We start from the raw sequence: 14,591 nt of genomic DNA, 5'->3' as shown, positions 1-14,591 counted from the left end.
GGACAACCGCGATCGGTGCTTGGATGGTGCGCAGCGTCGCGTGCCGATGACGGACTGCGTCAGGCATGGAGGCGTCGTAGCACAAGGGGTCTTCCATGGCCGTCTCGTTCAATCACACCATCGTCTTCGCGCACGACAAGTACGTGTCCGCGCACTTCCTCACCTCGCTCTTCGGCCTGCCGGACCCGGTTCCGGCCGGTCCGTTCCTGGCGGTCGTGCTGGAGCACGGCGTCACTCTCGACTTCGCGGATCCGCCGATCGACGTCCTGCCGCAGCACTACGCGTTCCTCGTCAGCGAGGACGACTTCGACCGCATCTACGGACGGATCCTCGACCAGGGGATGGAGCACTGGGCCGATCCGCACCGGACCCGGCCGGGCACCTTCAATCGGAACGACGGTGGTCGCGGCGTCTACTTCCGGGACCCGGCCGGACACAACCTCGAGATCCTCACCCGCCCGTACGGTTCCGGCGGGTAGAGGGGCGGAGACGGCGAAGGTAGGCGGGTGGGCGACGCCCCGCTCGGTGCGGTACCGGTGAGGGATCGACATAGGTGCGAGTTCCGCTTCTACGGGGAGCTGGACGAGTTTCTGCGGCCCGCACAACGCCGGCGGAGCTTCGAGCATGCCTTCGACGGGACGCCGTCGGTCAAGGATCGGATCGAATCACTCGGTGTCCCACACACCGAGGTCGATCTGATCCTCGTCGACGGCGACCCCGTGGCCTTCGACCATCGACTCGCCGGCGGGGAACGCGTCGCGGTGTATCCGGCGTTCCAGACGCTCGAACTGCCGGGGGCCCCGCCGCTGCGCCCGCCGTTGCCGCAGCCGCGATTCGTCCTCGACGTGCACCTCGGCCATCTCGCGCGCTACCTGAGGCTGCTCGGATTCGACACTCGGTACCGCAACGACAGCGGCGACGACGAACTGCTCGCGCTGTCGCGCCGGGAGGATCGGATCCTGCTGACCCGGGACGTCGGCCTGCTCCGGCGGGCGGCACTCGTCCACGGCGGCTTCCTGCACGAGACCGATTCCCGGCGCCAACTGCGCGAGGTGCTCGACCGGTTCCACCTGCAGGAGCGCATCGCGCCGCTCACGCGGTGCGCCCGCTGCAACGGGCTGATCGGACCGGCGACACCCGCGCTGGCACGCGGGCGCGTACCCAGCGGCGTCCTGCGGGAGCAGAAGAGATTCAGTCGCTGCCGGGACTGCGGGCAGTTGTACTGGCCGGGTGGGCATCTCGACCGTCTGCGGGCGCGCCTGGCGGAGATCGGGGTGTGGCTCCAGGAGGACGGCAGCACACCGCAGGCAACGGTGCAGAATGAGGCCATGAGGCTGTGGATCGTCGAGTACGTTGCCGGGGAGCCGGGTTGCCCACCGGTTCTCAAGGGAAAGCTCAACCGGCCGTGGAACTGGAACGCGTTCGATCCCGAGCCCGCCGAGGCGCCGGTCGAGTCGGACTACGAACTCGTCACGACGAATCGGCGGCTCGACGTCGACTACTGGGGCGTCAACTGGCTCGCATCAGAGCAGTTCCTGCGGATCTGCCGTGGCTTCGGACTCCGGCTCGTGACGGTGCCGGTGCGAGTACTGCAGTCCGGCGGGGTGCCGACGGCGAAGCGGTACAGCTACCTGCGCTGGGGTGAGTGGGCGTCGGTGATCGACGTGGCGGCATCCGACGTCGAACTCGAACTCGATCTCGTCAGCGGTGAGCCGTCCCGTCATCGGAACTTCCCCGACGCGCCGATGTTCGAATCTGTCGCCAGGTTCGAGATCGCGGAGGAGCGAGTTCCCACTGCCGCCGCCTTCATCTGCACCGACGTCGACTACAAACTCGTCTGCACCGACGAGTTCAAACGCGCCTGCGAGGCGGCGGAGCTGCGCGGCCTGGAGTTCTCGCCGCTCACCGAGTACACGAAGACCGACTTCTGGGGGTAGTCCTGGATCGGGGCGATTCGCGATGCGGCCGCGCCCTCCGACGGGGATACTCGGGTGGCACGTGGGCGACACCATTCGTGGATCGTGAGAGGACGGCCGCAACCTGTGAAGCAGACGACGCACAGCTCTGACGACGGAGCGGGACAGGATGCCCCTTCTCGACTGATCGACGCGAGGATCGAGGAACTCGGCGACTGGCGCGGCGAGATGCTCGCCCGGATCCGAGCCCTCATCGTGCAGGCCGACCCCGACGCGGTCGAGGAGTGGAAGTGGCGCGGAGTCCCGGTGTGGTCGCACGACGGAATGATCTGCACCGGTGAGACGTACAAGAACGCCGTGAAGGTGACCTTCGCCAAGGGTGCGTCGCTGGACGACCCCGCGGGGCTGTTCAACTCCAGCCTCGAAGGAAGCACCAGACGCGCCATCGATTTCCACGAAGGCGACGAGATCGACGAGAAGGCCTTTGCGGCGCTCGTCCGCTCCGCCGTCGAACTGAACGCAGGACGGTGACCGCCTCGCCCCGCACCGACGTTCTACGGTGCGGGGCGACAGCTTCCGATCAGAGCACCGTGTCGCGGATCGTGTGCTTGGTGAGCTTGCCCGACGGGTTGCGCGGCAGTGTGTCGACGGTGATCGCCTCGCGGGGCAGCTTGTAGCGGGCGAGCTTGTCCGCGAGGTACTCCCGGATCTCCTCGATACTCAGGTCGGCGCCGTCGGAGGTGACGACCACGGCCACGACGATCTCGCCCCACTGCGGGTCCGGTCGCCCGATCACGGCGACGTCCGCGATCCGGGGGTGCGCGCGCAGCGACTCCTCGACCTCCTGCGAGTAGACGTTCTCGCCGCCGACGATGATGACGTCCTTGAGACGGTCGACGATGAACAGGAATCCGTCCTCGTCGATGCGGGCGACGTCGCCGGTCCGGTACCAGCCGTCGGTGAATGCGTCCGCCGTCGCGGCCGGGTTGCCCAGGTAGCCGCGCATGCGGGTGTCGGCGCGCATCCAGATCTCGCCGGTATCACCGGCTTTCGCGTCGGACCCGTTCGGTGTCACGACGCGCAGGTCGACGCCGGGCATGCCGCCGCGGCCGATCGAGCCGGCACGGGTGAGCTGCTCGTCCGGATACAGCGCGGTGCCCACCGGGCCCATCTCGCTCATGCCGTACACCTGGTAGAACCGATCGGTGCGGTAGGCCTCGACCAGCATCCGGGCGGTCTCCTCGCCCAGGGGCGCGCCACCGTAGATCCACTTGTCGACACTCGACAGGTCGTAGGACGTGAAGTCCAGGCCCTTGGCCTTGCAGACCTGCAGTGGTGCCAGGTAGGCGACGGGTGCGCCGAAGAACGCGGTGACCTTGTGCTCCTGCACCGTTTCCAGGAACGCGATGGGGTCGTACTCCTCGAGGAGCACGACGGTGCCGCCGAGGAAGAGCGTGGTGAGCATCCAGTTGTTGAGGGGCGACGCGTGCCAGATCGGCATCGCGATCAGCATCCGGTCGTCCCGCGTCAGCGGGATGGTGGAGGCGATCAGCGGCGGCACGGACGCGATGCTGCGGTGCGTGTGCTCGCAACCCTTGGGGGCGCTGGTGGTGCCGGAGGTGTAGAGCACCTGCGCGAGGTCGTCCTCGGTGACGGCGACGCCGTCGGATTCCGGCGCCTGATCGACGGCCCGACGGAAGGCGTCGGTGGTGAGCCAGGTGGTCTCCGGTGCGGCGGCCGTGACGATCTCGGCGAAGGCGGAGCCCACCACGCCGACCCGGGCGCCGCTGTGCTCGATCGTGTAGCGCACCTCGGGGACCTGCAGTTTGTGGTTGACCGGCACCAGGACGCCGCCGGCCCGCCAGATGCCGAACGCGGCGATGACGAACTCGGGGGTGTTGGTGGTCATCACCGCGACCCGGTCACCTCGGCGGACCCCCGCCTCGGCGAAGACGGTGGCCGCGCGGCGACTCGCCGAGAGCAGTTCGGCATAGCTCACGCGCCGGTCGACATGGATCAGCGCGTCCTTCGTGGGGAACTTCCGGGCGGAGGACTCGAGGAGGGTGTTCAGGTTCAAGGATGCTCCCGAATTGTCGTCGCGGCGGGCATTGCCGACAAGCATTGAACCATGATTCAATGCTTGCTGTGAAGGGGAACCTTCGATTTCGTCGACCAGCGATCGGAGTGCAGCTGCCATGACCAAGACCCATGTCACCCATGAGGTGTTCAACCAGTCGGCACCGCGCGTCGACGTGAACGAGTACACCTCGAACCCGGCGCTCGTCGAGGCCGTCGGGCGCTACGGCGGTGACTGGGGCGCTGCGGAACTCGCGGAGGTCGGCGCGCTCGTCGGCAGCGAGTCCTACCAGCAGGACGCGGACCTGGTGAACACGTTCACCCCGGAACTGCGCACCCACGACCGCTGGGGCAACCGCATCGACGCCGTCGACTTCCATCCCGCGTACCACCGCATCTACGCCGAGTCCGTCAAGCACGGCGCCCACACCCGGGCCTGGGCGGATCCGCGGCCCGGTGCCAACGTCGTGCGGGCGGGCATCTTCATGCAGTTCGCGCAGATCGAACCGGGACACACCTGCCCGGTCTCGATGACCCACGCCGCGGTGCCGTCGCTCGCACTCACCCCGGAACTCGCCGACGTCTGGCTGCCGCGCGTCTACTCCCGCGAGTACGATCCGCGACTGGTCGCCGGCAAGTCCAGCGCGATCTTCGGCATGGCGATGACGGAGAAGCAGGGCGGCTCCGACGTCCGCGCGAACACCACCCGCGCGGAGGCCCTCGCCGACGGCACCTGGGCGCTGACCGGACACAAGTGGTTCTGCTCCGCGCCGCAGTCCGACGCGTTCCTGGTGCTCGCTCAGACCAGCGCCGGGCTGACCTGCTTCCTGGTGCCGCGTGTGCTGCCCGACGGCGAGCGCAACGTCTTCCGTATCCAGCGCCTCAAGGACAAGCTCGGCAACAAGTCCAACGCGTCGTCGGAGATCGAACTCGACGGCACCATCGGCTGGCTCGTCGGCGAACTCGGCCGCGGTGTGCCCACCATCATCGAGATGGTCAACCGCACCCGACTGGATTGCGTCTACGGCTCGGCGGCCGGCATGCGGCAGTCCGTCGCCGAAGCGGCCTGGCACGCCCGGCACCGGGCCGCGTTCGGCAAGACGCTGATCGATCAGCCCGCGATGACCGCGGTCATCGCGGATCTGCAGCTCGAGTCCGAGGCCGCGACGTGGACGGCCATGCGTCTCGCCGCCGCGCACGACGACGAGTCCGGCGAGGAGGCCTCTTTCCGCCGCCTCGCGGCCGCCGTGTCGAAGTACTGGGTGTGCAAGCGCGGCCCGAACCACGCCTACGAATCGCTCGAGTGCCTCGGTGGCAACGGCTACACCGAGCTGTTCCCGCTCGCGCGCCGCTACCGCGAGCAGCCGGTGATGGCCGTCTGGGAGGGCTCCGGCAACGTCATCGCCCTGGACGTGCTGCGCGCCATGGCCCGCGAGCCGGAGTCCGTGACCGCATTCGACAACGAGGTCGCGCTGGCCGCCGGCACGTCGAAGACCTTCGACGCGCATCTCGCCAAGATGCGCCGCCAACTCGCCGAACTCGCGGCCGAGCCCGACGCCGCACAGGGGCGGGTCCGCCGCGCCGTCGAGTCGATGGCGCTGGCGCTGCAGGCGTCGCTGCTGCTGCGCGAGGCGCCCACCGCCGTCGCCGAGGGCTTCGTCGCTGCCCGCCTCGGCGAGGACCGAGCCTTCGAATACGGCACACTGCCAGACGGTTTGGACGTCGCGGCGATCGCCGCGCGCGCTTAGCGCATGTCGGACAATCTGCGGCTCCATGCGACGACCGCGTTCAGGGCGGCCGCGGCGCGGTAGACGATCGCGAGCGCAGGACACCTTGTCGCCGCGGACCCGTTCGGGGCGGGTTCGCGGCCGCCCACCGTCTACTGTTCGCCCCATGAATCGACTGTGGTGGGGGAGCGACACGTACGGGTCCAGGTAATGGCTGAAAGCCGCGATCAGACCAGTACTTCCCGGACGGTGGCCGGTAGCTCGCATTGGTCTGAGAGGATCGGCGCGTGCGCGAACACCACTACACCCTCACCGTCGCCTGGACTGGAAATCGGGGCGTCGGCACAGCCGATCACCGCGCCTATGACCGCGAGCATCGGGTGTCGGCCCCAGCGAAGCCCGACCTACCTGGCAGCTCCGACCCCGCCTTCCGAGGTGACCCCGCGCGGTGGAACCCTGAGGAACTGCTGGTCGCATCGCTGGCTCAGTGTCACATGCTCTGGTTCCTCAGTCTGGCCGCGTCCGCCGGAATCGTGGTCATCGGGTACACCGACCGTCCCGTAGGGACGATGGCCGAGGAACCCAGCGGTGCAGGGCAGTTCACCGAAGTCACGCTCAACCCCGACGTCACGGTGCGCGACCGGAATTCCCGAGACGTCCTGGGCGCGGACCTGCTGGCCCAGATCGAGTCGCTGCATCAAAAGGCGAACGAGATGTGCTTCATCGCCCGGTCGGTGAACTTCGCGGTCCGGCACCGGCCCACCACCCGGGTCGAGTGCTGACGCAGACACCGTCCCTCTGACAACCGGCGGAACGGCCAGTGTTGCCTGTACCCGCGTGCTGTCAGACATGCCCGAGCGGCCCTGGGGTGGATCAGGGTTCAGCGGGGGAGGAGACCGGTCAACAGCCAGACGCCCACTGCCGTGAGTGCGAAGTTCACGATCAGGAAGACGATCGGTGCGCCGGTTCCGCGTCGTCTCCGTGACAAAGTCTCCAGGACACCGGAGCTCACGCCGCCGACAGACAGTACGAACATCGTGACAGCTCCGTCGACACCTCTGGCGTAGCCGAGCAGCGCGCTGGTGAGCAGCGCAATGCCGGAGAACACGGCGACGCCGCACATGGCCCAGGTGATGCCTCGGAGTTTCTCGTACTGCCGCGAGTTCAGACTGGTCGTGAACACCTGGAGCCTCTCGATAGGGTGCAGGTGAGTTCCTCGCCGCGGACCTGCCGTTCGAGGACTGCCGCCGGCGGGCGCAGGTGTCACAGTAGGTAAGACGGCGCGATCTTGCAGCCGTGTGCGGTCAGCGCGCGGCAGATCGGCGGGGGCGCCGTACTCCTGCTTGTGTTCGTCGATGTAGTCGACGATCACCGATTGCGGCGGTCAAGCTCCGCCGCGAAGAAAGTCGATGCCGACTTCAGAATATCGTTGGCACGCTTGAGTTCTCGATTCTCTTCCCGAAGCTTTCGAGGTTCCTCGGCCACGCTTCCATTGCACCCGTGCACAGCGGGCCGCACGACATCAGACTTCATGCTGATTGCCCGCAAAGAGTCGAAGAGCCCCCTGACCGACCTGCCCGACCGCCACCTGCACCCGTTTCCCCTACGTCATCGCCGTGATGAACGAGAACATGTCCGGCGGCTACACGACCACCTACATCGACGACTACGGCGGAAAGCGGACCCGACAATTGATCGGGTCCGCTTTCCGCCGCCGACGCCAGGCGGCGGGGCCGGATCAGCTCATCCACGCCTGGCCGAACAGCATGATGCCGTCGACGGTGGGGGTGACGCCGTGGACCTTCGGGGTCCACACGATGAAGCTGCGATGCGCGCCCAACGTCAGGAACGGCACGGTCTCGTTGACCAGCGTCTGCATCTGGGCCAGGACGTCGCGCTGCGTCTCGAAGGTGGGGGCCTCCTGCAGGTCGACGAGCAGCGCGTCCATCTGCGGGTTCTTGTAGCCGACGGCGTTGTTGTTGGACGTGCTCCGGAGGGATCCCTCCAGGCGCAGGAACGGGTTCGACTCGGAGACGCTCAGCGCGGCGTACGCCAGGTCGAAATCGTGGTCGACGTAGCGCCGCTTGATCAGGTCGGTGGAGTTGTTCGCGTATTGGATCTCGACGGTGAAGCCGACCGCCTGGAGCATCGACTGCAGGGTCAGGGCCTGGTCCTTGGCGGTGGGCTCGTTCAGCCCGACGTAGACGATCTTGCCGTCGTAGCCGTCGGCCTTGGCCTCTTCGAGGTACTTGCGCGCCATCTCGGGGTCGTAGGCGAGCGATTCGACGTCGTTGTTCCACACCGACCAGTCCTGGAACAGCTGCGGGCCGGGCATGCCCTTGCCGGCGTCCACCCGCTCGTCGAACGTGACGGTGTCGACGGCGTGGGCGATCGCCTGGCGCACGCGCAGGTCCGAGCCGGGGCGGCCCTCACGGTTGTTGATCAGGGCCATCGCGCCGACGTTCGAGATGTCGATGTAGCCCGGCAGGCCTTGGGAGAGGGCGTTGTCGACCGGCTCGACGTTGCGGACGAAGGCCATGTCGGCGCCGCCGGAGACGACGGAGTCGACCTTGCTCTGCTCGCCCTTGATGTCGACGAAGCGCAGCTCCTCGAGGTGGGGCGTGCCCGCCCAGTAGTCATCGCGGCGCTTGAGCACGAGGCTCTCGTTCACGGCGAGCGATTCCATGGTGAACGGGCCGGCGCCGATCGGGCTGAACTTCTCGGTGGCGACGGAGCCCTGGCCCACGATCAGCCCGTGGGAGCCCGCGAGGAGCGACGGGAACAACGCCCACGGCTTGTTCAGAGTGATCACGACGGTGTCGGGGTCGGTGGACTGGATGTCCTGGACGCTGTCGATCCACAGCTGGCTGCCGACGGCTTTGCTCTCGTTGAATCGGTTCACGCTCCACAGCACGGCGGCCGAGTCGAGCGGCGTCCCGTCGCTGAATGTCACGCCGGGGCGGAGCTTGAGGGTCCAGACGGTGTTGTCGGCGTTGGTGTCCAGCGATTGGGCGAGCTGCGGCACGAACGCGCCGCTCTCGTCGTCGAAACGCATGAGGACGTCGTACACGGCGGCCATCTCCGAGCCGCCGGTGGTGCCGGTGGCCTGCGTGATGACGGGGTCGAGGCTGGTGACGCTGGCGTACGGGGCGAACGAGAGCGTGCCGCCGGAGACCGGGGGGCCCGACGGCTCGACGACGCCGACGAGGCCGTTCTCGGTGACTTTCGCGGTGTCGACGACCGTCTCGATGGTGGGGGCGTTGGAGCAGGCGGACAGCAGCAGGGCGCCGGAGACGGCGGTGACGACAATTGCTCGCGCGCGCCGGGAGAGCAATCGCGGAGCCGAAATTTTACTCAATGTATCTCCTGGGAATAGTCAAAGATGCGCGGCGAGTCAACGGAGTTTGATGGTTCCGCCATCGACCATGAGGGTCTGGCCCGTCATGAATTTGCTGTCATCGCTCGCGAGGAACGCGACGACGGGCGCGATGTCCTCTTCCGGATCACCCATCCGGCCGAGCGGAATGCGCTCGATGGTCTTCGCGTAGTCGTCGGGGAATGCTGCGGCCCAATCGGCCACACCGCCGGTCACGGCGATGGGGCACACCACATTGACGCGCACGCCGGCCTTCGACCATTCATTGGCGGCCACGCGGCTGATCCCGCGGATCGCTTCCTTCGCGGCGGCGTAGGAGGTTTGCGTGGGCCGGCCCTCGAGCGCAGCCCCGGAACCGAAGTTGACGACGGAGCCGCGGGTCTTCTCGAGGTGCGGGTACGCGGCGCGCATCATCTGATAGGTGCCGTAGAAACCGGACTTGAAGGACAGCTCGAACATTTCCTCGGTCTGTTCGAGGAAAGGGGCCTGGCTCGACGCGTGCGCATTGTTGATCAGAATGTTGAGGCCGCCGAATTGCTCCACGGCCGTCCGGCAGATCTGCGCCGCAGATTCCGCATTGGAGATATCGCCGCCGGTGTACAGGGCCGCGTCGCCGAGCTCGTCCGCGAGCGCTTGCCCGAGGGCGTCGTTGATGTCGACGATGACGACCTTAGCGCCGTCCTTGATCAGCGTTTGGACGATTGCCCGGCCGATTCCGCTTGCGCCGCCGGTGACGATAGCGACCTTGTTGTCGAGCTTCATGTGGGTTTCCTTTCCAGATTCGGGGCGGGTCACTTGATCTTTTCGAGCAGCGGGGTGAGGGATTCCTGCACATTCTCGATCGATTCCAGGTTCCGCACGGCGTCGAACAGGTTCTGGATGTCCTGGGGGTCCATCAGGTCCTCGCAGAACTGCTCCAACTTCACGAGCACCCGATCCCAGGTGGGCCGCGACTCGTCGGACCAGGGGTCGCCGGGCGCGAAGTCGGACTCGATCACGACCTCTTCGCTGGCGGTGCGGATCGTCAGCGACCCGCGGGTCCGGCGGGGTCGGCCTTCGTCCGAGGTGTTGATCTGCGCGTTCCACTCCTCCGCGAGGCTGGGGTCCGGCGCGGTGGTGATGCGGCTCGCGAGGTCCCACACCCGCTGGTCGTTCATCGCCTCCTCGGTGTACCAGGCCGGCCCGGGGGTGCGGCCGAGGAGAACCTGGGCGAGGACGAACGGGATGTGGAACTGCGCCTTCATCGGGGCGCGATGGTCCGGCTCGAAGGACGCGGCGGGCTCGGAGAACACGGTCATGCTGTACGCGGCCGGGTTCAGGCGGACCTCGATGTGCTCGATGTCGTCGGCCTCGAGGGTGTGCTCGCGCATGTACTCCTGCAGCGCCGCGGCGGGCGCGTGGGTGTAGCGGCAGGACGGCAGGTACTTGATCGCGGAGTCCCGGATCCACCACTGTGTGCCGAAGTCCTTGGTGATGATCTCCAGATCCGCGTCCATGAATCCCTGGCCCTGGATGAAGCCGGGGGAGAGCTCGAACAGATCCATTTCCCCGACGTAGCCGTACTCCGCCATGGTTGTGGCGGTGAGGGCGCACTGGGTGAGGTGGAAATTCGGGGCCCACTTGTAGGAGCCGATTTCCGTGCGCTTCGCGGAATTGGAGTTGCGGGCAGTGGGCGCGGTGCCGGCGACCAGCGCGAAGGCGTTCGCCATCTGGTTCTGGTCGAGATTCATGATGATGCCCGACGATGCGGCGGAACCGATGCTCGCGTAACCGCTGCCGAACATCTGCGACCACTTGAACTGGCCGTCCTCGAACGTCATGAACAGGCTGGCCAGGTTCACCCGGGCGCTCAGGTCGAAGCCGATCGCGACGGCGCGGATGAACTCACGGCCGGACGCGCCGAGACGCTCCGCCTCCGCGAGGCCCGCGGCGACATTCATGATCACGAAGTGCGCGGAATTGAAGAATGTGTCGTCCGCGTCCAACAGATTCATGGACTCGGAGTTCACGGAGGCCGCCACCAGGGCGGACACCTTCTGGCCGAGCCCGAAGATCGTCGCCTCCTCGGGGCCGCCCATGCGCAGCGCGACATTGTGGGACATCTGCGAGCGCTCCATCTTCGCCGCGGAAAGCCCGCAGATCAAAGAGTCGAGGATCAGCAGCTTGGTGTAGTCGACAACGTCCTCGGGGAGGTCGTCAAAGCTTGTGGTGCAAGCAAATTCCGCCATTTTCTCGGGAATGCTGTGGTCGCGCTCAGGTGTCATCGTTAGTCCAATCTAATGCGGGAAGGGGGGATTTTGGCTTTAACTCAGAAAGCGGACCAGTAATTGTTTACGTGTTCGAGAGCGTATGAGGCCCGACCTGTTGCTGATCGCGTGAGGCGCTAGATGCAGAGGCCTTGGATGTGATGATGAAGGTTATTGACGGATAGTGCCGACGGTGTCATAGCGTCAAAATTTGAGCTTTCACGCTGAATTGGAGAAACGCCATAGATTGCGTTCCACGATGGATGCTCAAAAGTACATAACAGCTGTTGTGTTGCGGTTGCGAGAGTCACCATAGCTGACTGTGTTCCAGCCCACAAGGATTTGTGTAGGTTGGTCTGTGCGAAGGTGCCACATGGACAGGCGGCGCGGCACTGGTGTCTACTCACGTCTGCGCGGACCGGTCAGCAGAACATGGAAGTATTGACACCATGAACGTGAGGATGCAGGCGATGACGACCCGATCTGGAACCAGCTCGAACCGAGTTGATGCTCGACACGAGATTGCTAGCGCCGCATGTGATCTGGTCGCTGTCGGCGGTCTGGACAATGTCTCGCTGCGTCGGATCGCCAAACACCTGGGATCGACCACCGGCTACATCTCGCACTACTACGATGATAAGGATGACCTACTCGAAGCCGCTCTTCTCGCGGCGCTGGACGAACTCACGATGGCATCACCCAGGGCGACTGCGACACTGGACGAATGGCTCGACATAGCGGTTGAAGGCCTGCCGCGCGACGGCAAACCGCAACGATTCTGGCGTGTACTGACTGCCTTCCAAGCCGCCAGTCTGGGAAGTGTGAGGCTTTCGGGGGTGCTGCAGAACTACGCGCCTGATCGGGAGGAAAACTTGGTCAGGAACCTAGCCGATTTGGTGCCGCGCGAATCATCTAGCTCCGAGCTCAACGCGCTCGCTCATTCGATCCGCACTCTTGTTGCCGGGATTGGAACAACCTCGGCAATCGCTCCGGAAGCTTTTTCAGTCGATCAGCAGCGTGCCGTGCTGCGGGCGGGGGCGCACGGGCTGATTGAAGAATTCATAGGACGGCAGCGCACGACCTGACGTGGGCGTTCAGCGGCGACACGACAGGAACCTCGGCTATCGCAATTAGCCGGCGGGACTGCTCCCACTCCGGTTGACCGGTGGGGTTGAACGGATCAGGGCGGTTCGTCGGCGACGTTGGCCGTTGAGACAATCGCCGTATGACATCGCCTGACCTCTTATCGTCTCCCCGAACGGAGTCCGAGCTTCAGTCGGCACTTACCGGCGGACTCCTGGAAGAGACCCACTATCTGGATCTGAAGCGCGAAATTTCTCCTGGGAAGAGTGGGAGCAAGGGGATCGGGAAGGACCTTGCCGCGTTCGCAGTCGATGGCGGGATGATTCTGATCGGCGTGGAGGAGAATGATGACCCGCGTAACTGCCGTCACTCACCCCGTAACCCCTCACCGAACTCAGCCCGTCGCTGAGTTCTCAAACTCGTAAGTCTCCGACCATGCCGGGGCGATTCACCTGGGTCCGGTTGTCGATCCGTGGGACGCCGGGTTCGTCGATCTCTCCGGCCGGCAGGGTCTGCTGGGACAACGGGAAGGGCGCACCACCGCCGTTGTGATCGGCTGGCTCACGGACACCCGGGTTCCGAGAGTCGATCGAGTGCATGGCGATCGACCCGGCGGCCGTCTACACCGGCGCGGTCCGCACGAGGGCCTTCTTCCGAACGCGACGTTGGTGGTCGACCACTTCCACCTGGTTCAGGCAAACCAGGCGGTGACGAAAGGTCCGCCGCCGCGTGACGTGGGAACTGCGGGACCGCCGCGGTCGCAAGGCCGATCCGAAGTGGGCGAACCGCCGTAGATTGCCTACAGGGCGGGAGCGACTGTCGGACAACAGATTCGCACGAATATGAAATTCGATTTTGACGAGGACCCGCGCGGGCAGATCCTGTCCGCTGATATCGCGAAGATCGATGGCGCTGGCGCTGCAGGCGTCGCTGCTGCTGCGCGAGGCGCCCACCGCCGTCGCGGAGGGCTTCGTCGCTGCTCGCCTCGGCGAGGACCGTGCCTTCGAATACGGCACACTGCCAGATGGTTTGGACGTCGCGGCGATCGCCGCGCGCGCTTAGCGACCCGGTTGCTTCTGCCCGACGAAGTTGCCGGGCAGGAGCACCCGTTCGTAGCCGCCGGGGTGGATCAGGGCTCAGTGGGGGAGAAGGCCGGTCAACAGCCAGACGCCCACTGTCGTGAGTGCGAAGTTCACGATCAGGAAGACGATCGGTGCGCCGGTTCCGCGTCGTCTCCGTGACAAAGTCTCCAGGACACCGGAGCTCACACCGCCGACAGACAGTACGAACATCGTGACAGCTCCGTCGACACCTCTGACGTAGCCGAGCAGCGCGCTGGTGAGCAGCGCAAGGCCGGAGAACACGGCGACGCCGCACATGGCCCAGGTGATGCCTCGGAGTTTCTCGTACTGCCGCGAGTTCAGACTGGTCGTGAACACCTGGAGCCTCTCGATAGGGTGCAGGCGATCGTCGGCTCGTCGGAACGGCCCGCCTAGTTCCGAACAGTATCCGGACGAAGGAGAGGTTGGCGGCGGCGAGTTCCAACGCCGATGGCGCCGGCGCCATCTCGTCCGGTAGGCCGTGTCCGGGCTCGAAGGCTCCGATGAAGGAGTGCTCTTCCGCTCGCGGGATCTGCGCGGAGGGGTGTCAATCCGACTGGGTATCGGCGAACACGTTCTCGACCTCGTCCAGGTCCAGTCCGGTCGCCTCGGCGATGTCGTTCAAAGGGAAACCGGCCCTGCACAACTCGACGACGAGGACACGGGGACCGTTGAGCCCACCGAACTGCGTGAGTAGCTGCTCCGCCCCCTCTCGGAGTTCCGCGCGTTGGTCCCGGGACCACGGCGCGGAGCGCGTCCGGGACGCTCGTCCGATCCACTCGTGGAGCAACTCGCCGAGGGTCTGGCGCTGCTGCGCCGTGGTCGTGCCGTCCACTGATTCCTCCGTCACGCACAGATCGACGAGAAGCGACGGCTCGGTGCGCTCGAAGCGGGTGAAGGACCGGCGGCCGATGTCCGCGGGCAGGCATCTCAGGCAGACGACGAGAGTCCCGGCGATCGACGGCGTGGCAGCACCGAATACTGCTGCGGCCTCCTGCAATTCGTGTGCCAGCTCGCGCACGTCCCCGATCGGACCGGTATCCGACGTGACGGCGAGATCCATACGG

The 14,591-nt window shown here is 66.0% G+C and carries 15 protein-coding genes; 8 read left to right on the top strand and 7 right to left on the bottom strand.

Annotation, left to right across the window (positions count from 1 at the left end):
* Positions 1 to 95 precede the first annotated feature (95 nt).
* The 3 genes from IJ15_RS0109220 to IJ15_RS0109210 all read left to right on the top strand — a co-directional run bounded on the left by IJ15_RS0109220 (position 96) and on the right by IJ15_RS0109210 (position 2,447).
* A complete protein-coding gene (locus IJ15_RS0109220; protein ID WP_031938047.1) occupies positions 96 to 479 on the top strand; it encodes a VOC family protein in 384 nt (127 codons plus the stop codon).
* A 27-nt stretch (positions 480 to 506) separates the two neighbouring features.
* Positions 507 to 1,937, top strand: a complete 1,431-nt coding sequence (locus IJ15_RS25565; RefSeq protein WP_197059789.1) for a Mut7-C RNAse domain-containing protein — start codon at positions 507 to 509, stop codon at positions 1,935 to 1,937.
* Positions 1,938 to 2,042: 105 nt separating this feature from the next.
* Positions 2,043 to 2,447 carry a DUF1801 domain-containing protein gene (locus IJ15_RS0109210; protein WP_031938045.1) on the top strand — a complete coding sequence of 135 codons (405 nt, stop codon included), beginning with the start codon at positions 2,043 to 2,045 and terminating at the stop codon, positions 2,445 to 2,447.
* Between the two features lie 49 nt (positions 2,448 to 2,496).
* Here IJ15_RS0109210 and IJ15_RS0109205 read toward each other — a convergent pair whose 3' ends face one another.
* A complete protein-coding gene (locus IJ15_RS0109205; RefSeq protein WP_031938044.1) occupies positions 2,497 to 3,993 on the bottom strand; it encodes a class I adenylate-forming enzyme family protein in 1,497 nt (498 codons plus the stop codon).
* 118 nt (positions 3,994 to 4,111) lie between these two features.
* Between IJ15_RS0109205 and IJ15_RS0109200 the strand changes: the two genes are divergently transcribed.
* Both IJ15_RS0109200 and IJ15_RS0109195 read left to right on the top strand, forming a co-directional pair.
* Entirely contained in the window at positions 4,112 to 5,740 is a 1,629-nt protein-coding gene (locus IJ15_RS0109200) for an acyl-CoA dehydrogenase family protein (protein WP_031938043.1), read from the top strand.
* Positions 5,741 to 6,006: 266 nt separating this feature from the next.
* On the top strand, positions 6,007 to 6,501 hold the full coding sequence (locus tag IJ15_RS0109195) for an OsmC family protein (protein ID WP_031938042.1): 495 nt from the start codon (positions 6,007 to 6,009) through the stop codon (positions 6,499 to 6,501).
* A gap of 98 nt (positions 6,502 to 6,599) precedes the next feature.
* On the opposite strand, the gene IJ15_RS0109190 is transcribed toward IJ15_RS0109195, so the two are convergent.
* The 4 genes from IJ15_RS0109190 to IJ15_RS0109175 form a co-directional block, all read right to left on the bottom strand.
* Positions 6,600 to 6,902: a hypothetical protein gene (locus tag IJ15_RS0109190; RefSeq protein ID WP_031938041.1), complete on the bottom strand. Its 303-nt coding sequence runs from the start codon at positions 6,900 to 6,902 to the stop codon at positions 6,600 to 6,602.
* A gap of 555 nt (positions 6,903 to 7,457) precedes the next feature.
* Positions 7,458 to 9,077 (bottom strand): ABC transporter substrate-binding protein, encoded by a 1,620-nt coding sequence (locus IJ15_RS0109185; RefSeq protein WP_156112062.1) that lies wholly within the window; start codon positions 9,075 to 9,077, stop codon positions 7,458 to 7,460.
* 36 nt (positions 9,078 to 9,113) lie between these two features.
* A complete protein-coding gene (locus IJ15_RS0109180) occupies positions 9,114 to 9,857 on the bottom strand; it encodes an SDR family NAD(P)-dependent oxidoreductase (RefSeq protein WP_031938039.1) in 744 nt (247 codons plus the stop codon).
* Between the two features lie 29 nt (positions 9,858 to 9,886).
* On the bottom strand, positions 9,887 to 11,323 hold the full coding sequence (locus tag IJ15_RS0109175; protein WP_031938038.1) for an MmgE/PrpD family protein: 1,437 nt from the start codon (positions 11,321 to 11,323) through the stop codon (positions 9,887 to 9,889).
* Positions 11,324 to 11,811: 488 nt separating this feature from the next.
* Between IJ15_RS0109175 and IJ15_RS25560 the strand changes: the two genes are divergently transcribed.
* The 3 genes from IJ15_RS25560 to IJ15_RS26425 all read left to right on the top strand — a co-directional run bounded on the left by IJ15_RS25560 (position 11,812) and on the right by IJ15_RS26425 (position 13,486).
* On the top strand, positions 11,812 to 12,426 hold the full coding sequence (locus IJ15_RS25560) for a TetR/AcrR family transcriptional regulator (protein WP_197059788.1): 615 nt from the start codon (positions 11,812 to 11,814) through the stop codon (positions 12,424 to 12,426).
* 140 nt (positions 12,427 to 12,566) lie between these two features.
* The gene (locus IJ15_RS27050) at positions 12,567 to 12,833 is read left to right on the top strand and encodes an AlbA family DNA-binding domain-containing protein (protein ID WP_407984065.1); all 267 of its coding nucleotides are present in this window, start codon (positions 12,567 to 12,569) and stop codon (positions 12,831 to 12,833) included.
* A gap of 497 nt (positions 12,834 to 13,330) precedes the next feature.
* Entirely contained in the window at positions 13,331 to 13,486 is a 156-nt protein-coding gene (locus tag IJ15_RS26425; RefSeq protein WP_197059787.1) for a hypothetical protein, read from the top strand.
* A gap of 74 nt (positions 13,487 to 13,560) precedes the next feature.
* Here IJ15_RS26425 and IJ15_RS25250 read toward each other — a convergent pair whose 3' ends face one another.
* Both IJ15_RS25250 and IJ15_RS0109160 read right to left on the bottom strand, forming a co-directional pair.
* Complete coding sequence (locus IJ15_RS25250) at positions 13,561 to 13,863, bottom strand: hypothetical protein (protein ID WP_051918677.1); 303 nt, start codon at positions 13,861 to 13,863, stop codon at positions 13,561 to 13,563.
* 208 nt (positions 13,864 to 14,071) lie between these two features.
* Positions 14,072 to 14,587 (bottom strand): hypothetical protein, encoded by a 516-nt coding sequence (locus tag IJ15_RS0109160; RefSeq protein ID WP_031938036.1) that lies wholly within the window; start codon positions 14,585 to 14,587, stop codon positions 14,072 to 14,074.
* Between the last annotated feature and the right edge of the window lie 4 nt (positions 14,588 to 14,591).

Source organism: Prescottella defluvii (assembly GCF_000738775.1).
Taxonomy (GTDB): Bacteria; Actinomycetota; Actinomycetes; order Mycobacteriales; family Mycobacteriaceae; genus Prescottella; species Prescottella defluvii.
The sequence above is the reverse complement of the archived record's forward strand: the minus strand, read 5'-3'. Positions and strand labels throughout refer to the sequence as shown.